General features: G+C 42.8%; 21 protein-coding genes. 1 reads left to right on the top strand and 20 read right to left on the bottom strand.

The window, feature by feature from the left end; genetic code table 11:
- Positions 1 to 5: 5 nt before the first annotated feature.
- From FTU01_RS04385 to FTU01_RS04345, 9 genes are all read right to left on the bottom strand, one after another.
- Entirely contained in the window at positions 6 to 398 is a 393-nt protein-coding gene (locus tag FTU01_RS04385; protein ID WP_180138296.1) for a hypothetical protein, read from the bottom strand.
- Complete coding sequence (locus tag FTU01_RS04380; protein WP_373686367.1) at positions 395 to 736, bottom strand: carboxypeptidase regulatory-like domain-containing protein; 342 nt, start codon at positions 734 to 736, stop codon at positions 395 to 397. Before FTU01_RS04380 ends, FTU01_RS04385 begins: the two co-directional genes overlap by 4 nt.
- 4 nt (positions 737 to 740) lie before the next feature.
- Entirely contained in the window at positions 741 to 1,976 is a 1,236-nt protein-coding gene (locus tag FTU01_RS04375) for a hypothetical protein (protein WP_180138293.1), read from the bottom strand.
- Positions 1,977 to 2,031: 55 nt separating this feature from the next.
- The gene (locus FTU01_RS04370; RefSeq protein ID WP_180138291.1) at positions 2,032 to 3,651 is read right to left on the bottom strand and encodes a hypothetical protein; all 1,620 of its coding nucleotides are present in this window, start codon (positions 3,649 to 3,651) and stop codon (positions 2,032 to 2,034) included.
- Between the two features lie 9 nt (positions 3,652 to 3,660).
- Positions 3,661 to 5,625, bottom strand: coding sequence for a hypothetical protein (locus FTU01_RS04365; RefSeq protein WP_180138289.1), 1,965 nt, complete (start codon positions 5,623 to 5,625; stop codon positions 3,661 to 3,663).
- The gene (locus FTU01_RS04360; protein ID WP_180138287.1) at positions 5,615 to 6,034 is read right to left on the bottom strand and encodes a hypothetical protein; all 420 of its coding nucleotides are present in this window, start codon (positions 6,032 to 6,034) and stop codon (positions 5,615 to 5,617) included. Before FTU01_RS04360 ends, FTU01_RS04365 begins: the two co-directional genes overlap by 11 nt.
- Positions 6,031 to 9,678, bottom strand: coding sequence for a tape measure protein (locus FTU01_RS04355; protein ID WP_180138285.1), 3,648 nt, complete (start codon positions 9,676 to 9,678; stop codon positions 6,031 to 6,033). The genes FTU01_RS04360 and FTU01_RS04355 overlap by 4 nt, the downstream gene beginning before the upstream one ends.
- An 88-nt stretch (positions 9,679 to 9,766) precedes the next feature.
- Complete coding sequence (locus tag FTU01_RS04350) at positions 9,767 to 10,624, bottom strand: Bro-N domain-containing protein (protein ID WP_373684716.1); 858 nt, start codon at positions 10,622 to 10,624, stop codon at positions 9,767 to 9,769.
- A gap of 77 nt (positions 10,625 to 10,701) precedes the next feature.
- Complete coding sequence (locus FTU01_RS04345) at positions 10,702 to 10,857, bottom strand: hypothetical protein (protein WP_180138281.1); 156 nt, start codon at positions 10,855 to 10,857, stop codon at positions 10,702 to 10,704.
- A gap of 112 nt (positions 10,858 to 10,969) precedes the next feature.
- Here FTU01_RS04345 and FTU01_RS04340 point away from each other — a divergent pair, with 112 nt between their 5' ends.
- Positions 10,970 to 11,437 (top strand): Arc family DNA-binding protein, encoded by a 468-nt coding sequence (locus tag FTU01_RS04340; RefSeq protein WP_180138278.1) that lies wholly within the window; start codon positions 10,970 to 10,972, stop codon positions 11,435 to 11,437.
- A 141-nt stretch (positions 11,438 to 11,578) separates the two neighbouring features.
- On the opposite strand, the gene FTU01_RS04335 is transcribed toward FTU01_RS04340, so the two are convergent.
- The 11 genes from FTU01_RS04335 to FTU01_RS04285 form a co-directional block, all read right to left on the bottom strand.
- A complete protein-coding gene (locus FTU01_RS04335; RefSeq protein WP_180138335.1) occupies positions 11,579 to 12,175 on the bottom strand; it encodes a hypothetical protein in 597 nt (198 codons plus the stop codon).
- Positions 12,172 to 12,555, bottom strand: coding sequence for a hypothetical protein (locus FTU01_RS04330; RefSeq protein ID WP_257230036.1), 384 nt, complete (start codon positions 12,553 to 12,555; stop codon positions 12,172 to 12,174). Before FTU01_RS04330 ends, FTU01_RS04335 begins: the two co-directional genes overlap by 4 nt.
- Positions 12,556 to 12,608: 53 nt before the next feature.
- On the bottom strand, positions 12,609 to 13,169 hold the full coding sequence (locus FTU01_RS04325) for a hypothetical protein (protein WP_180138274.1): 561 nt from the start codon (positions 13,167 to 13,169) through the stop codon (positions 12,609 to 12,611).
- A gap of 313 nt (positions 13,170 to 13,482) precedes the next feature.
- Positions 13,483 to 13,746: a hypothetical protein gene (locus FTU01_RS04320; RefSeq protein WP_180052605.1), complete on the bottom strand. Its 264-nt coding sequence runs from the start codon at positions 13,744 to 13,746 to the stop codon at positions 13,483 to 13,485.
- A gap of 2 nt (positions 13,747 to 13,748) precedes the next feature.
- Entirely contained in the window at positions 13,749 to 14,273 is a 525-nt protein-coding gene (locus FTU01_RS04315; RefSeq protein ID WP_180052606.1) for a Rha family transcriptional regulator, read from the bottom strand.
- 287 nt (positions 14,274 to 14,560) lie between these two features.
- Positions 14,561 to 15,316: a hypothetical protein gene (locus FTU01_RS04310; RefSeq protein WP_180138272.1), complete on the bottom strand. Its 756-nt coding sequence runs from the start codon at positions 15,314 to 15,316 to the stop codon at positions 14,561 to 14,563.
- On the bottom strand, positions 15,316 to 15,486 hold the full coding sequence (locus FTU01_RS04305; RefSeq protein ID WP_162835337.1) for a hypothetical protein: 171 nt from the start codon (positions 15,484 to 15,486) through the stop codon (positions 15,316 to 15,318). The genes FTU01_RS04310 and FTU01_RS04305 overlap by 1 nt, the downstream gene beginning before the upstream one ends.
- 9 nt (positions 15,487 to 15,495) lie before the next feature.
- Positions 15,496 to 15,918: a hypothetical protein gene (locus tag FTU01_RS04300; RefSeq protein ID WP_180052608.1), complete on the bottom strand. Its 423-nt coding sequence runs from the start codon at positions 15,916 to 15,918 to the stop codon at positions 15,496 to 15,498.
- The gene (locus tag FTU01_RS04295) at positions 15,893 to 16,390 is read right to left on the bottom strand and encodes a phage virion morphogenesis protein (RefSeq protein ID WP_180138270.1); all 498 of its coding nucleotides are present in this window, start codon (positions 16,388 to 16,390) and stop codon (positions 15,893 to 15,895) included. The genes FTU01_RS04300 and FTU01_RS04295 overlap by 26 nt, the downstream gene beginning before the upstream one ends.
- A 7-nt stretch (positions 16,391 to 16,397) precedes the next feature.
- Complete coding sequence (locus FTU01_RS04290; protein WP_180011242.1) at positions 16,398 to 16,838, bottom strand: gp436 family protein; 441 nt, start codon at positions 16,836 to 16,838, stop codon at positions 16,398 to 16,400.
- Positions 16,839 to 16,845: 7 nt separating this feature from the next.
- Entirely contained in the window at positions 16,846 to 17,205 is a 360-nt protein-coding gene (locus tag FTU01_RS04285) for a hypothetical protein (RefSeq protein WP_180138268.1), read from the bottom strand.
- Between the last annotated feature and the right edge of the window lie 7 nt (positions 17,206 to 17,212).

Below are 17,212 nucleotides of genomic sequence, written 5' to 3'. Positions count from 1 at the left end.
CTCATTTATGTTGATGGTCGTAAAATCAATGAGTTCATCATAAGAGTGCTACCAAGCACCAGATCAGGATTGGCCAGCATGATTTCAGACCCAACCGCGAAATCCGCAACTGCTTTCCCGTCACCGTTAAATAGACGTGCCCAAACTGCGATACCTGATTTTATAACTGTCGCCGCGTCCGTCTGATTTAGTTCTATATGATCTGTATGTACCTGCTTGATTGAGGGTTTTGGCAGCGTTAATGTAACCAGTCTGGCGCTATTGTTTGCTGCTACAGTTACATCAGTGGGTTTTTCATCATCATAAAAAACAAAAGTAGCATTTGAGCTACCTTGATCTAAAAAGTTTGCCAGTGCCTGAAGTTGGGCCAGTCCGGCAGCTAACGAGGTTTGAATCATTTGGCTACCACCTTATCTGAAATCACTGCGTTATATTCTTCATTCGGATCAAACGCCACAACAAAGCACTCCAACCCTACCGCAATATTTCTAAATGCATAGGAGCCATCGGCTTTTGATTTGGTTTCCCAAAGCAATCGGCGATTGTCTCGGCGGAATACACAAACAGGTACCGGTGAGTAATTTGCACCGACTTTTTTGGTTGTGCCTTTGATTTGGCCAATACCTTGGTCTTCATTTAAAACTGTAGTGATCGGATTAGTCATTCTTAATAATGAGTAACCTCTATCCTTTAATTTTTGATAGTCTGGAGTGTAACCGCCTGCAAAAACTCGCATCACTTTAAGCAATTTTAATCTCCTCGATTGGCAGTAACTGCCATACTGTCTGATTTGTCGATGTTGCATTGTTGATGCGGTGTCTAATACCTTTATGCCCTAACTCTATGTCATCGACTATGCTTGGATTATTTATATTAACTTTAGATACAGCGGTATTTCCAGATAAATGCAACTGATACATGCCATAAATCATGCTTATCATTTGTCCAGTTGTTTGCTCATACAAAAATAATGGTGATGCTGTATTTGTATTAAATGTATCAATAGATAAAAAATCCAATGCTGCCGTCGCGTGATTAAACACATATCTTGTTGTGTCATTACTCAACCAACATGAGCATCGCAGTTTTCCGACATAAACCCGCAAAAGCTGCCCTGCAACTTGTTGTGACCATGTGCCACTCAAAGGATTTGATGCTAATTCTGTGGTAAATAGTGCGGGGATTTTTAACTGTTCATAGCCATGCAATGGCGCGTGTGGAAATACCCCTTGAATAATTCCACTCGCTCCGCTTGCCAAACTGTACATATTTCCAGATATTGCAAAATGATACTTACTCCCAACCACACATGCTCGTCCATGCGTGCTAAAGCCTTGAGAGTAAGTGTAATTATTAAGCCCTGCACCTGTACTATATGTAAATGCCCAAACTAAATTACTGCTTACATCCGCAAGCGTACTGCATGTTGCTAGATCAGCAAAACATTCACTGTCTGTGATGATGCCGATTGATGTATTTGCAGTTCGACCTACACCGACTGCAATGTTATTTGCGCCACTTAAATTGGTCTGAAAACAAAATCGCGCATAAACGTCAGACTCGTCAAGTTGTTTAAATTTGTAGAGTTGAATATGTGTATTTTCGTATTCGAGTGACCACCCCAAACTCGCGATACGTGTTGTAAAGCCGCCTGCAACTAACATTGGTGCATCATCAATAGTTATCGTCACAGTGTTGGTTGTGACGCTATCAATCCAAAACTCACCGTTATTGATTGACGATAAGGCACCGCTATTTACTTTTAAAACACGGTCGGCTGCATAACCATGTGCACCACCATACGTGAATGTGACTTGATCACCAGACACTACAACACTTGATACAGTTTGCTCGTTATAGCCTAGTGAGAGCATCTTTTTAAACCGATCTGGAAACAGGTTTTTTGAACCAACGCTAAAATCCAGACCAGCATCAGAGAAATCAAATAATTTAGTTTGCGTCTGCTTCATTGCCATTTTTTTATTCACCCATAAAAAAGACCGCATATAGCGGTCATATTTCAATTAATGTTTAGATCCTTCGATCAATATCGCCACGTAGCATGATCTGGAATTGGTCTGACAATACCGCCGGTTCAGATTGCTTTACAGTGCGAATTACCCAGACCGGAAAGTTTGCAGCAACAGTATTGAATCGCAAGACGTTGCCATTTACCCACCCCGACCCCCAGCCTTCTTTTTTAATGATGAAGTACGGCACACCGGTGATAGGATTGATAGGTGCATAATCTGTACTGGTCGACCCTGTAAGTGTGAGGCGACCTGTATATTCACCAACACAATAGAAGGTGTCATTACCGGTCAATACAATTGCCCAGCGTTCTTGAATAGCACCTTTATTGGTGACCTGAATCGGATAAAGTGAATCATTAAAATTAGCCGAAATTGCTGAACCAGTTGGCTCATCATTCCAGACGCTATTCCAAGCTTGCTGTACAAACTTACGTGTATAACGCGCTTGCATATCGCCAATCACTAAAGCGGAACCTACAATCGTGTCCACTGCATCATAGTTATGCGTCAGCGGCTTAGTGAATGTGAGTTGACCATTAATCTGTACGTCACGAATCAAGCCCATGTCCTGATAGCGGTATTTCACTGTCAGTGGTGCAACCAGATTACCCAGTACGAAGTCACCACCCAGCGTCACACGGCCATAATCATAATCAACCGTGTACAAATCGAAAGCCACTTTCATGCCATTCGCATCTTCAAGTTCTGCCCATGAAATGCGCTGATCATTCAAATCATATGTGGTGCCTGTAATTGCGCTCGGTAGCTCTTGAGACTTGCTTGAGCTGACAATACCAATGCCACCGACCCGAAAGATCGGCACACGGCCATCAATCGGTAATCGTGTTGCAGACAATCCTAGAATTTCTGAATCCAGCGGGATATAGGTATAAGCCACAGCGTTATAACGCACCGATGAAGCATCGACCCAGACCGGAACATTGATATAGGTATCCACTCCTTCTTGGTATTCTAGCAGCGGGTCATACCAGTCGTTTGCCTCAATCTCCGCACGGTTGGTTTCAGTTATTTTGGTTTTGGTGTAAAAGTAAATCGAAACAAAACCATTATCCCAATTCACCTGACCATGCGCCCGGCTGGTTTCAATCACGCCATTTTCATCAGCGGTTAATGTCAGCTGACCAAATTCAGTGGTACCCACAACCACAGTTAAGGATTGTGGCCGGATCGGCATGATCGGCGTTCTAAAGCTGATCTTATTGACTGGCAACAAGTCGGTTGTGGTAGTTAAGGATTCTAGGGTAATCGTGTTATCTGTATTCGGTGTCCAGAAATCGATTTCAACGATCCCGGTACCGTATTGAATAACGCCCGACTGAATCCCACTATTATTGGCTGGATTCACATTGCGATACAGCAAGCCAGTACGATCCAGGAAAGTATCAGCACCTACTTTGAAGCGAGCTGAACCTGTCAGGATCTGCTCATCAAAGCCAGAAGATAAATCCAGTTTAAGCTTATTGGCCGTCACCATATGGGTTGCCGAGTTCGATCCTGATGTATCACGATATTTAATCTGAACATCTACAGCACCAAAGGCTTTCAGTTCAACCTGTTCACCAGAAATACTGGATGTTTGTGGAGAATAAAAAGACATATTTCCTCTCTATGCTGCGGCATAAGTGGCCATAGGTGTAAACGTGGATTTGAAGCGATGACCCACGCCCTGAGGTGTAACTTCAACCGCACCGGTAGCGTATGTAATTGAACCTTGTACTTGACCACGCTCATTAACAAGATTGCCAATCGTTGCATTTACAGGTGTGTCAATCAGCGTCACAAAGCCAGCTACCATACCATCACTACTTTTAACCGGAATTCTTAATTCCACACTATTTGGCTGAATTGCTGATCCCGTACCAATGGTAAAGGTCAGCTTTTGATTTACAGGAGTAACATCCATCTTGGTCTGCTCAAGTGAAGTGCCGTAGTTATAGATCACTGAAAAGACTGTGCCTTTCTGTGGCAACTTATTCGGAATGATTTTGCCAATCCCGGTGGCATAATTAATTTCACCGGTGGCATCACCGGTAAATTTGCCCTGGGCATTGGAGGTTGCTGTTTTCTCTTCACCTTCAAGCATCCAGTTAATCGTGATACCCGGCAAAACACCTGGTCGACCTAAATCAAAATCAAATGCAGCTTTTTCCACGGTTAAATTTGATCTTACGAAGGTGACAATCGGTGTACCCCAGTTCAGCAGGATCGGCGTATCTACATCCGGCAGTGCGCCAGTAGTCAATAACCACGAACCGGTCTCATAATTGATCATGCCCGAACCAAAAGACGGACTGGCAGCTTTTAACTGCCCCGAGCCATCATCTTTAAGTTCATAGAACTTGCCTTGCGACATGTAGGAAATGGACAGTGCACCAGGTGCCGGAATAGGAATTAACACTCCCGACCAATTGCTACCCTGATTATTCTGGGTTACTGGTATCGCGTGGCTTTGATAATACTGATTCGGTGCAGCTGCTGGTTTAAATGTGATATTCAGACTCATGGTTCCAGCTGGTGCTGCTGCAGTCCACTGAATTAGTCCACGCTGATAATCAACTGTGCCTATCTGAGTACCTTGAGTATTCTTGAGCAATCCACCTTGATCAGTAATCTGCTGGCCTTGTAATGTGAATGACACACTGGAAGGAATCACAGCTGATCCGATATACAGGTTCTGGCTGACACCAATTACCATGTTTGGATAACTGGCTGTAATGGTGCCTTCGTTACCTGCTACCAATACCACACTTTCACCTGCAGCATTGACATCAATAATTGGAGTTTCTGTCTGAGCGGAGGGAATCAGCTGAGCAAAGATGCTTTTTGCATTGACCGTGAATTCACCCACATTGGCTTCAGAAGCCAACGCAGTCGATGAGTAATACAGCCCGGTATCAGCGACCAAGGTATCGCGGATAATGGTTTTTGATGGCTGCAACTCATACCATTGTTTTGCAGATAACCCAACAAAGTCCGCTTCCAGTGGATCATTGATAGCGTAGGTTGCAACTTTATATTCAATCTCTTCTTTATCAATCACCATCTTGGCAATGCGTGTCTCTACTTTCGTGATCCGCACATACTGCTCGCGTTCTAAAGCCTTCCCTTCATCAGAAATCAATACAATGGTATCACCTACCGATGCTTCGACTTCTTGTGGCCACATCACAACCTGAAGTGATGACATACCCTGCCAGTGTGTATCAAGTGGCGTACCAGCAATCTGCCCGCCTTTGGCTAGATAATTCTCTACCCGGTTCTGAGCCGACTGACGTTCATCAGTCCAGTTTTTGGTACTGAAAAGCAATGCCGATACGTTTGGATCTTCTGGTAGCTCAGATACAAAAACCGTTGCACCCATTAATAGATCAGTGTCTTCAGTGGTGACTGCCGGAAAGACCTTGCGCATGGATACATCACCCATGGTTCGATTCATTTCCGATACGTCATTGAACAGGTTATTGCTGATACCATCCTGAACTACTACGCCAGAGTATTTACCACCGCCATCCGAGTTATCAGTCAAGCGTTCAGACTTGTAAATTACTAAATCCTTAGTTTCAATCGCCATCGTTTAACTCCGTAAAGCGTAATGTCACGTTGTAATAATCATCCAGTGATACAGCTGGAATTCCTTTCACCGGTGCAGCTTCTAAAGCTCCATCCTGGTGGTTAAATTTGACTGTGAATTGCCGGTTGTCATGAGGTTGTTCAAACTTCAGTTTGAAAACTTCGTTCTGCAACATGGACCATTCTCGAACAGTCCGTAATTCACGCAATTTGATCCAGCCCATTTGCGGATCCGCCGGCTGTAAAGTGATTGGTCGACCAGACTTCTTTTTGCCTTCCTGAATATGCAAAGTGCCATCCATTGCATAAGCCTGAGTTTGTTCAATGGCCTTCCATGAGAATTCATCAGACCATAAAAAACCGTCCTCTAATGGGACGGTTTCTGATGTTGCTAAGCGAATAAGTTTCATGTTGATTTCGCTATACCTTTTAATTGATTTACCAGATTGGTCATTACATCCTTTTGGCTTGCATCACCTGTAAGGGATAGGGTTTGACCTCCGAATTGAATGTTGTAATTCACACTTTCCTTAATGCTTTGTGTAGCAGCATTTGATGACACAGAAGGAATTGACGGCGCATAGTCACTCAAACTACTGGAACCAGTTGAAGCCACATTGATACTGCGAAGCAATTCATTGATCTTGTTGGTCCCGTGCTGGGTGGTAATCCCCTTGGCAGCCGCATCGTCATACATCTGTCTCATGAGCGTATCTAGACCACCTACACCGCTATTGCCATAACTGGCCATCTTGGCATCACGATCCGCTGCCATCGCCTTAGACCAGATATCACCAGCCAGCTTTTGAGCTTGCTTATCATCATAGCCCTTGGATTTCAGCATAGAGACAACATCGGACTTACTGTAGGAGTCATAGTCATCCAAGCTACCCAGCGACTTGCTCTGCTGCTTCATAGCCTTGTCAAATTCACCTTTGGCCTTATTGACTGCATCAGCCCATTCCTCAGTAGATGACTTGGCGCCGTCTATTGCCCGGGTAGCAGAGTGAACACTGCCCTCAATGCCTTTAACCCCGTCACGAACCCGATCCGTTGATTGGCGCATGCTGTGGAGTGAATCATTCGCTTTATCTCCGGCCTCTACAGAAGCCTTGCCGGTATCATCAATTTGAATCTTGAGCTTTTGTGTAGCATCCGCAGCATTAAATGCAGCTATGACTCCTGCATCACCAGACAGTGCTACTGCTTGGGCTGCTTTTTTGTGTGCTTGCTCAATCCCTTCAGCAGTAGCCTTACCGCTATCCCGAATTGTGATGTAGTCCATTAAGGCTTGTTGAGCAGCCAGCTTTAATTGCTCCTTGGTTTTGATCCCGAGACGCTCAAAGGCCTTCCCTGTTTCATCCAATTCATCTGGCAATTCAGCATTAGCCTTACGGATAGCCATAATGCCGAGTTCAACCTGCTTGGTTGAGAATACTCCTTGGGCCTCAAACTCACGCATCTTGGCATTTGCTACATCAATCTCCGCCTGGCTCTTGGCCTTGCTAAGCCACTCCTCCCATGCTTGGTAAAGAACATCACCAGCCTGCCTACCTGTATACCCTGCCTCACCCAACTTGGTCTTAAGTCCATCCAGTTCATTCCCGGAACTGGAAAATGACTTTGAGACTTTGTTTAGCGACACATCTAGATCAACACCAAATAGCTTGGCAGCAGCAGATGCTCTCGAATATGCAGTTTCAGCCACTTGGCCAGATCCAGTATTAGCCCTATTTAATTCAGCTATACGTAAATCACGGTTATTGGCCAGCTCTGCTTCTTTGGCATTAATGGCATTAATTGAGGCTTGGGCGGAGGCTAAGGCATTTAGATCACCAGTCTTCTTGGCTTGCTCAATCTGTTGTTCCAGAAGTGCACGTTCAACTGCAGCCTGTTTCTGATAAGCCAGATATTCCTCATCGGCTTTCTTAACATTCTCCTTAGCCAGCTTGAGAGCTTCTTCCTTTTCAGCGGCACTTTCAGCAGCCTGCTCTGCACTCTGACCAGCTTGAATACTAACTTTGCCAGCTTCATCAATGGTAACGATGTAGCCTTTGGTTAATAGATCAGCCTGCATCACGCCATCCATGACACCGCCATTGGCTTTGATAGCAGCCTCGGCATAAGCCTGAACCGCATTTAACTTTTCGGACTCCGTAGCTTTTTTTCCATTAACTTCTGATTGCTGATCAGAAAGTAATTGCTCCAACTCCTGCTTGGATAAAGCTAATCTTTCTGCTGTTTTTTGTCCTTGAGTTTGAGCTGCCTCATTTAGGCGTTGTACACCCTTTGACTGAAACTCTTGAGCCTCACGATCAGCTTCAGCGTAATACTCCTTGGCTTTGTCTTTCATCAAGTCGGCATTGGCTGCGAACTGTTTACTTACATCCCCCCAAGTAAGTGCAGCCATAACACTGTTTGCAGCAGAGGCAAGCATAAAGAAGTTACCTGTCGCAACTTTAAGGATAATACCGATTGCTGTAAGACCATCGCTTACAAAGCCAAATGTAATTCCCAGTCCTTGGAAAATTCGCTCCAAGAAGCTAACTTGTTCACCTGCAGACGAAACCCCTCCTGTGAACGAGGAAAAAATAGATAACGTGTTTGTTATTGATGTGCCAAGAGTATCGAGAACAACCACACCAAACTCATATACCTGGGTTACCAGATCTTTAACCGCACCATAAGCAGCAGATATGGCATTTTTGAAGGCATCAATAGTGCTTGTATCAATCCCGCCTTGCAAATCCCCAATTAACGAAGCAAGACCAAGACCAACATCATCCAAGAATACTTTTATAATTCCCAGATTATCAGCTACTACAACCAAGGCATCAGCAACAGCGGCACTCGAACCATTAGCCTGATCCATTTCACCAATTACAATCTGCCACGATGTAGCTATACGCTGTAGAGCATTACTGATAGTAGTTGGAAACTGGTTATAGGTTTCTTGGATCTGTGTGGCTTGGCTTTGAACAGCTTTAACAACTCTTTCAGAGGTAAGCTCCCCATTTTCAGCCATCTTGCGAAGCTCGCCGGTAGTGACTCCCAACCCTTTAGCTAATGCTTCAGCAAGACCATAGCCATTTTCCATAATGGAGTTGAATTCTTCACCGCGAAGAACACCGCCTTGCATTGCTTGAATAAACTGAGTGATTGCTGCTTCACTTGCTTGTGCTGATCCACCACCAATCTGAATCGCTTGGGTCACTGTTTTAGTAAGGTCTAACGCTTGTTGCTGCGTCATCCCCATTTCTTTACCGACTGTATTCAATCGGGTAAATAAGCCTGCTGTAGCATCCAAACTTGAGTTTGTTGCTAATGCGACCTGGTGAACACCTGCCATTGCCTGTTGGAAATTACCACCTTCTTTAGTGGCGATTTGAATGCGTACCGATAGATTGGTATATGAGTCGGCAGCCTCAGCCAGCTCACGAATACCCAAACCAATACCAATCCCACCCATCACCCCAATAAGGGCTGTATATCCGGTTTTAAGGCCACTTATACCTTTCTGAGCTGTTTGAGCTGCTGTATCTGTATCTTTTAGGTTTGTATTGGCTTTGCCTACTTCAGCATGAAAATTATTAAACGCCTGATCAGCCTGCTGTACTTCTTTTTCCAGCTGATCAACTTGAACCTGTGCTTTCTCAATATCTGCAGGTGAAGCTTTGGTTTTTGAAAATGATTCAAGATTTTGCTTAGCCTGAGCCAAATCACTCTTAAGCTGACCTAAGGCTTTTTCGGCCTTATTACCAAAATCTGTAAAGTTCCCCGCTGTGGATTTTGCGTTATCACCAGCATCTTTGATAATGCCTGTAGCAGCATTTAGAGATTGAGAGAGCTTGTCCGCTAATTCACTGGTACCTTTTGGGATAATATTTCCCATCTCTTTAGAAGCATCAGTGGTTGCTTGTTTTAACCGCTCTGATTCTTGCTTAATTGTGTTGAATACTGATTTTGCCGCATCTTCGGACTGCTTAATATTGCCAACAAAGCCTTTGGTGTCGGCATCCATGATTAATTTAAATATTAAGTTCTTACCAGACATGCTGACCTCTAAATTTTAGGCAATAAAAAACCCACTCAGTGGTGGGCATAAATCAGATATAAAAAACCTCCCGAAGGAGGTTTTTTATTTATTTGGAGTTTCGCTCTTTCAAGAAGTAACGCCCCAATCGCAAGGTGTCTGTGCCATACAGCAAATCAAGCACACTATCAAAGCGCTTGGTGAATTCTGCAATATCCATGGTCGGATAAAACCCCGGTGGCAGCGGTGTAGCTACCAGCACACCATCTCTAGCACTCACATGCCATGAATCATACCGAGAGTTATTAAATTCATTGCTAATCTGCTGAGCTACTTGGATAACCTCTTGCGGATAAGGCAAGGCTTTAACTTCCTGCTTTTCCGCTTTTGCCTTTAGCTCCATTGTTTCCAAGTAATGAACTGACTCGGCAAAATGAATTTCCAAAAGTTCTGCATAACGCGGAATTTTAAAGTGCCGGTTATGGCGCGACCACATTTCTGCATAAATCTTGCGATTGCCTTGTGAACGTCGATCCACAATCTCGTGAAGCAAGGCTTGTTGCTCTGGTGAAATAGATTGACGACATTCGATCTGCTTAGTAACGACTTCACGATCCAACACATCCAAAACCCATTTACGGAATTGCTTGGCGATTGCTGTTTTGGAGAACATTGCGATTAAGTGAGCACCGCGTAAAGAAAATATACGAACAGTCTTAACCAAATTATTCTCTTTCTTCGGGAGCCTCAAATTGAGGCTCCCGACAGAACGCTCTGAGTTTAAGTCAATCACATTGGTCATGGATGAATTAAACTCATCCTGGTTTCGTTCATAAACCTGAGTTACAGCATTTGCCTTTGCATATCCTAATGCTCTAGCAAGTTCGCCGGCGGTCAACCAAATCTGACCATCTCGCTCTACTGGTGAAAAATTTACTTCGTTAAAACTTAATGCTAAACTAGACATAGTTAATATTCCTTTGTTGACAGCAACCAAGCCCCGATCCGCCAAGATTTGATGGGCTTTTTTGTTGTCTGTGTTTTTCATGCTTTCGCACTCTTGCGTTTTTCTACTAGCAACTTAGCTGCCTCATTCATCAGATAAACCATTGATCTTTTATCTTCTTTTGCAATTGCTTTGAGTTCCTTGTGTAATTCGCTATCAAGACGACCTTTAAAGTAAACAAACTCTTCTTTCATTACATCCTCCTTAGTCCCCAATATGGGGTGTCAAATCATAGTACCCATTATGGGGCTATTGGTCAAGCCCCAAAATGGGGTTATTATTAATTTTATTTTTGGCGAATATTTCATGAGTGAAGAAAGCAATATCGTTACCCTTAAAGTTCGTGTAACCCCTGAATTTCGTGAAAGAATTGTTGAAACAGCTAAAACAAATAATCGCTCCATGAATCAAGAAATTGTGGCTCGATTAGAGGAATCTTTTGACAACAAGGATATAGGACAGGAATTTTTTCAGAAAAATCTACATTTATTCCTTTCTGCTTACTGTGCTGGTCTTGAAAGTAATTACGATGAGGCGATATCTCAAATCGAAGAATCGCTTTCACAAACAAAAAACCCTGAGATGATTCGATTCCTTGAGCATCGACTTCAAGTAAATAAAATATTAAAAAAAGAAATGAATCGACTAATGAAAAATAATTCGGAAAAATTCAAGGCTGAATTATCTAAAGAAGTTTCTCAGGAACAACTTACCCATACACATCCAACTAACGACAAGCCACTCACTCCAATCAAGGACGAAGATATCTGGTAATACCTGAAGAGGTTTTCGAAACCCTCAATCTGAGTGTCTCGAATATGATGCTCAAATCTGAGAATCATGATATGCAAATTCTCACATCAAACTCTGCAAATTTGCAGAGTACTTCTCATATATGAGAAGCAAAAAAGCACCCTAAGGTGCTTTTTTTGTCCACATCTCACATCTTCCCAGTTCGAGTTCCTTCTTAAACGAAGACTCCCTTAATACCAGTAATGCACACCGACATCCACGTTTGGGTTTCTCCCAGTGCAATACCGCTTGCTCCAAAAAATCATCATCTATATTAAAAATCTTGTTGCTATAAAGCTTACATTCATCCGGTGTGAGATTGTCCATGACGGGTGACCACAACAGTTTATGCGCGCCAGTCCATGCTGGTTTGTTCTTCGCCTGCTTATAGTCTTCAAAAAAGCAATGTCTATTGAAAAACCATGCAGCATAATAATCATCAGTCTTTATTAATTCGACATCTATCTGATTTCTCAGAAATAGCGGAACTAATGATATATATCGTTCAACGAATTTTTGATGTAATTCCTCACATTTTTTTAATTTCCTATTTTTTAAATGTCCAAAAATATCAAGAATCTCGTATTTGTAGAATCTTTTATCAGCATTACACTCAACCCCAATATTGTGCAATTGTTCAACCTCATCAGCATTAAAAGTAGACTGAAACCATGCTTTATGGTTGCTTGCTTCTATTTTTGATTGCTCATGGATCATCATTTGCAAACCTGACTCCATGCTTTTTGAAAATCACTTGAATCCATGTTTTCACCTTCAACAGCAACTATTGCTGGACTTGCAATAAAGCGCCTAAATCCAGTGTAACCTCCAAAACTATTCTTGCTATTAACCTCACCGCAGTTGCCATTATGATTTCTTATTTCGGCACTATCTGGATCTTTTAGAAAGTTCTTCAGTGCAATACGTGAATCTGTTTGTATTTGAATTCTCTTCGACTGCTCAGATTGGCTGCTGGCTACAGTTTTTGCTGAAGCCTGGATTGGATCAGCTTGAGAATTTGAATCATCATTTGCTAAAAAAGGCAAAGCAATAAAAAGTAATAATGCAAATACCCCCAATAAAATATACGATCTTTTCATGTTCATATCCCTAAATTATTATTTTCCTATCATAACTTTAGGGTGATACATGATCAATCAGAAACCATTTCTTTCTTGAATGATTCAAAGCCTTTTTTGTCGGATTGTGCCACACGTGCTGCAACAGCGTTATTGAAGACTCCCTGCTTATACAGCTTATTTGCTGCCTTAACATAGCCCTGGAATGCACCGTAGGTCATCTGCATGATTTCACTATGCTGATGGCCCATTGATACCAGAAACTGGAATGAGTCAAACCAGGTAGAGTCATCTTTCTTTTTAATACCACGTTTCGGCTTTTCGTATTTGAAGTAAGCCTGGTTGACTAGAAGCACAGCTTTAAGTAGGTCCTTAAATACCTGTTCATCAGCGGCAAGTTCTACCAGTGATTCACCATCCAGATCAGTTACACATGCCATGGTCGAAATGACTTGCACCCCATGGGCCTTAAATAATCCTGTCAAAATCTCATCTGAATGATTTTGGTCTTTGATGAAGTTCTTCAATACTTCAGCATGCATTGCCCAGGTGTCAAAGTCTTTCATCTGGATCTGACGCACTTCAATGTCATTGATTTTGATGCTTCGATTTGTTGCTAGGAAAAAATCATTCATGATGGGATCTCGAGATAATTTTTGACACTAAAAAAGCACCCGAAGGTGCTTTTCTTTTAACTTTGATAAAGCCTGAATTCTATAAAGCCCAATTACGACCTTGCCCCATCTCATAAACGATGAGAATTAAGGCTACTATCATTAGAACGACAACAACGATTTCGGCTTTGGTCAGCATTTTCGGAGCTCCACTTTTCATCATTCATATGATAAGCAAAGCATACAATTAATAACATAAAGATTACAAAAAAATTATTGGATGTTACAAAGCTAAAGACGGAAAAGAAAAGCCACCCGAAGGTGGCGATAATTATTAGCTTTGCTTCACACCTTGTATGCCTTTGCATAATTTCAAGATGCTTTCGGCATGCAGTGTGATGTGTCGATGGTTTGGCTTGGTTCGCTCAATATCAATTCCAATTAATATGGCTGCTTCAATATTTTTCTGCCAATCACCCGTGTCTGGTACTGGTTCGATTGAGCAAAACACATAGCTATCATCACCAATGTTGATGTCAGCATAATTTTCTTCGTCTGTGCTTGGTCGACATTCTGCAACTACATAAGCAATATTCATGATTAAACCCCGCCAGCAAATGGCAATGACGGCTGCAATTCACTTTCTAATTGCGCTATTTCATCATCAAGCGGATGCTTTTCATGTTTCCACACGTTCATATCTCTGGCTGAGCAACTAACTTGCTGTTTGCGATTTTCGCGGTAACCAACAATATGATTATATCTAGCCCATTTAGATTGAAAGACTTGGGTTAATTGGCTTGCCATCCAGTTAAAGGCATCAATAAATTGCTCTTTTACTGCATCAGCCTTCTCGCCACTAAATCCCATCACCAGAAACATCCACCCATCTTTAGTCATTTGGTAAAACTTTCTAGGCTTTCCGTTCTGTAACTTGTTGTTTTCAAAGCAAAGCGCAAAATTGCGTTCACGGAATTTCTGTGAGCACTTCATATTTTTAATTGCTCGAAGCACATCAGAGTGTCTTTTTTTGAATGCTTCCGCTACTGCATAACTGGTTGTCTTTGGTTCGCCATTTTCATTTGAGACCATGGCACGTAAATTTAATGTTGTCATCATGTTCATAAGATTTCCTCTTATATGACCATGTTCAAAAAAATAAACTGGCAGGCACGTTGAACATGGAAACGCGCTTTTCGAGCCGTCGCTCTAGCCAGTGGTTTGCCTGAAAACAGGCATAAAAAAAGCCGACTAGTTAGGCCGGCTTCGCTTTAAAAATATAGATTTCTGTCAATAGGTTGGTAAATGACTTTGAGTTGTAAAAACTAGTTAATACAATTCGAAATCATCTAAACACAGGCACAAAAAAAGATGCTTTCGCATCCTGTGGAGTTCTTTGTGCCTGTATGGGGTTATTCCGCTGCCGGAATCGTCACAACATGGCCATATAAGCCTAATGCCGGATCTGCTTGCTTTGTTACATCAGATAAAGCCTGACCAGAAATTTCATACTGACCAAGCTCTTCATGAATCAGCGGGAAAGTGGTTTCTGGTGACTTCTTGGTTCGCCATAAACGTACAGCCATATGTTTACCATTCGCTGTATTGATGCCCTTAAAGAAGAGTTCGTACTCTTTTTCAAAGTCGGATGCCAGAGTGGTGTTAGTCACTGCTCCAGTGGTGTAAGTGGCTAAGATCGGCATGGTCAGATCTGATACATCATGGAAAACCACAGTACCAAATACAGCGTCCAGTGTGTAATTCTCTGGATCAACAGTCTTAGCTGTGCCAGTGGTTGAATCCTTGAATGAAACCGTTTTCAGGTTATAACCATCCAGTTTGATTTCTTTGCCTGTTACCACAGTACCCAGTGATACATCTGTCGTTGTAGTGGTTGCTACGGCGTGATTCATACCAGACAGAATGTATTGAAGGTTTTCCGGATCAATTTCTTCCAGAGTACCTGTGAAATTCACTGATGTTGCGTTGATCATGGTGAAGTCAGTAGTACGCTGACCAGATGTTGATTCTTTATGCTCAACAACATCAGCACCAATTTCTAACTCAAAGTCTGGCACGTTACCCAAATGGCGCATTGCACTAGCAACACCATTCACAAGTTCTGACAGGTAAAACTTACCTTGCAGCGAAATATATTCTTTAGCCATTACTTTTCATCCCCTGTAGTTTTCTTGGCTGGAGCAGCTTTAGGTTCAGGTAGTTCCTGAATGACACCATCTGCCAGTAATTTTTTGATTTGTGCATCACTCAGCCCACCGACCACATCGCCTTTTTGAAAGCGGCCTACAGGCTGCAATGCTTTGTATTGTTTTGCCATGACTGGCTCCTAAATGAATTTTTGTGATTCAAAAATAATCGTGATGTATGCAAAGCCTGGACTGTAGCCATCTCGAACCGAGATCATTTCTAGTGACGTTCGTGATGCCTGAGGCTGCCAGCCGGAAAGTAATTGAATGACCTTCTCGGTTAACAACCCAGCTTCATCACTCACCGCTCGGCCATCAGTCATCTGAGATTGAGCATTACGACATGCCACCGTGACCGCCCACTGCTGACCGATCTGATTGATACTTCCACGACCTGCACTGGCTTTTTTGTCAATACGAACGAAATTGACGTGTGCTGACGGCGTAACCTGCGACATCTCGGTTACGCTGACTGAGTTTAACGGCGTATAGATCTTTAGAAGTTCTGGAATTTCTTTCAGCTTTTCTGCAATCTCATCACGCACCGCGAAGAAGGTGCTCATCTATAAAACTCCCGACAATATCCAAAATCATTACCTCATCTTCAGCATTAATACCGAGCTGGGTCCGTGGCGGTAGAACTGATTGCTTAACCTTTCGATACTGGCCACCAACTGCAAAGGTGATGTATTGGCCATTCTTAGGTAAGATTGTTGCGCCGTAATGCAGATGTGGTGCGTACACAACATCTGTACCCACCTCCACACCACTTGAAAGAACATTGTGTGTGTAGGAATTCATCAGGCGGCCAGTATCTCGAAGCGTTTCACCACCCTGCATACGTGCACGCCATGAAATCTTCCATGGGTTCCCATCTACATCAGTACCTGTTAAGAATCGATGCTGCACACTATCCACAAGTCCAGCACCAATCTCATCAAACAGCTGGTCTTTTAATGAATCAAAGTTACCTAATTGCTTAAGTACTGCTTCAATCGGTGAGCTATCTGCCTGAATGGTTATTGCAAAAGCCATAAACACCTCACTTCATACTGGGCATCATGTCTAAAATGGCATCACCAAATACACCACCGGTGTAACTTGTGCCGATGGGTGCTGTTGATGGTTTATTTACTGGCTTTTCATCAGTCACTTGGTTTTCAGTATTGAGGATATTTAGAATAGCTTTACCGTCAGCTACCCGCTTTAGAAAATCAATCTCTGCTTTATAGCGATTCTCAATTTCTTCCGTGGGGCGCTGAAAGTAAAGACGATAGCGCGCAATGTTGCACGCTACTCGTTTTAATGTGCTTGGTATACTTGGTAACGGTAGCTCATATCTAACCGCGACATAGCTATCGATTTCCTCTGCAGCATCCTGTAATGCATTTTCAACCGCGTCATTAGTTGATTGCATTGCTTCTAAATTTTCCATCTCATGTATACCAAACCGAGCCACCAAATCCTCTCGTGTTGCATACATAGATCACCTACTTGTTTTCGTCGGCAGGTTTTGAGTCTGCTTTAGGTTTTGCAGCAGGCTTCGCCTTTTCCAGTTCAGCCACCTTGGCTTTGAGCTCAGCAATTTCTTGCTCGGCTTTAGCCTTGTCAGCAACTACTGCCTGATTGGCTTCAGTTAAGGTTTTATTTGCTGCTGTTAACTCAGCATTGGCCTTTTCAAGTTCAGCCAAGCGTGCGGCTGTACTGTCTGCTTTGGGTTCTTCCGGCTCTTGATATTCTTCAATAGCCCCAGATGCTAAAAGGGCCTGAAGTTGTTTAGCTTCAAGCCCTTTGATTTCATCACCTGGCATAAAATGCCCGATGGATTGTTTTGCTGTGTACTTCGGCATGTCTTGC

The organism is Acinetobacter sp. YH12043 (genome assembly GCF_013419915.1).
In the GTDB taxonomy this organism is placed as follows: Bacteria; Pseudomonadota; Gammaproteobacteria; order Pseudomonadales; family Moraxellaceae; genus Acinetobacter.
The sequence above is the reverse complement of the archived record's forward strand: the minus strand, read 5'-3'. Positions and strand labels throughout refer to the sequence as shown.

Coding starts and splice junctions, on each gene's coding strand:
- FTU01_RS04385 (WP_180138296.1), bottom strand. CDS start 398: ATGATTCAAACCTCGTTAGCTGCCGGACTGGCCCAACTTCAGGCACTG.
- FTU01_RS04380 (WP_373686367.1), bottom strand. CDS start 736: ATGCGAGTTTTTGCAGGCGGTTACACTCCAGACTATCAAAAATTAAAG.
- FTU01_RS04375 (WP_180138293.1), bottom strand. CDS start 1,976: ATGGCAATGAAGCAGACGCAAACTAAATTATTTGATTTCTCTGATGCT.
- FTU01_RS04370 (WP_180138291.1), bottom strand. CDS start 3,651: ATGTCTTTTTATTCTCCACAAACATCCAGTATTTCTGGTGAACAGGTT.
- FTU01_RS04365 (WP_180138289.1), bottom strand. CDS start 5,625: ATGGCGATTGAAACTAAGGATTTAGTAATTTACAAGTCTGAACGCTTG.
- FTU01_RS04360 (WP_180138287.1), bottom strand. CDS start 6,034: ATGAAACTTATTCGCTTAGCAACATCAGAAACCGTCCCATTAGAGGAC.
- FTU01_RS04355 (WP_180138285.1), bottom strand. CDS start 9,678: ATGTCTGGTAAGAACTTAATATTTAAATTAATCATGGATGCCGACACC.
- FTU01_RS04350 (WP_373684716.1), bottom strand. CDS start 10,624: ATGTCTAGTTTAGCATTAAGTTTTAACGAAGTAAATTTTTCACCAGTA.
- FTU01_RS04345 (WP_180138281.1), bottom strand. CDS start 10,857: ATGAAAGAAGAGTTTGTTTACTTTAAAGGTCGTCTTGATAGCGAATTA.
- FTU01_RS04340 (WP_180138278.1), top strand. CDS start 10,970: ATGAGTGAAGAAAGCAATATCGTTACCCTTAAAGTTCGTGTAACCCCT.
- FTU01_RS04335 (WP_180138335.1), bottom strand. CDS start 12,175: ATGATGATCCATGAGCAATCAAAAATAGAAGCAAGCAACCATAAAGCA.
- FTU01_RS04330 (WP_257230036.1), bottom strand. CDS start 12,555: ATGAAAAGATCGTATATTTTATTGGGGGTATTTGCATTATTACTTTTT.
- FTU01_RS04325 (WP_180138274.1), bottom strand. CDS start 13,169: ATGAATGATTTTTTCCTAGCAACAAATCGAAGCATCAAAATCAATGAC.
- FTU01_RS04320 (WP_180052605.1), bottom strand. CDS start 13,746: ATGAATATTGCTTATGTAGTTGCAGAATGTCGACCAAGCACAGACGAA.
- FTU01_RS04315 (WP_180052606.1), bottom strand. CDS start 14,273: ATGAACATGATGACAACATTAAATTTACGTGCCATGGTCTCAAATGAA.
- FTU01_RS04310 (WP_180138272.1), bottom strand. CDS start 15,316: ATGGCTAAAGAATATATTTCGCTGCAAGGTAAGTTTTACCTGTCAGAA.
- FTU01_RS04305 (WP_162835337.1), bottom strand. CDS start 15,486: ATGGCAAAACAATACAAAGCATTGCAGCCTGTAGGCCGCTTTCAAAAA.
- FTU01_RS04300 (WP_180052608.1), bottom strand. CDS start 15,918: ATGAGCACCTTCTTCGCGGTGCGTGATGAGATTGCAGAAAAGCTGAAA.
- FTU01_RS04295 (WP_180138270.1), bottom strand. CDS start 16,390: ATGGCTTTTGCAATAACCATTCAGGCAGATAGCTCACCGATTGAAGCA.
- FTU01_RS04290 (WP_180011242.1), bottom strand. CDS start 16,838: ATGTATGCAACACGAGAGGATTTGGTGGCTCGGTTTGGTATACATGAG.
- FTU01_RS04285 (WP_180138268.1), bottom strand. CDS start 17,205: ATGCCGAAGTACACAGCAAAACAATCCATCGGGCATTTTATGCCAGGT.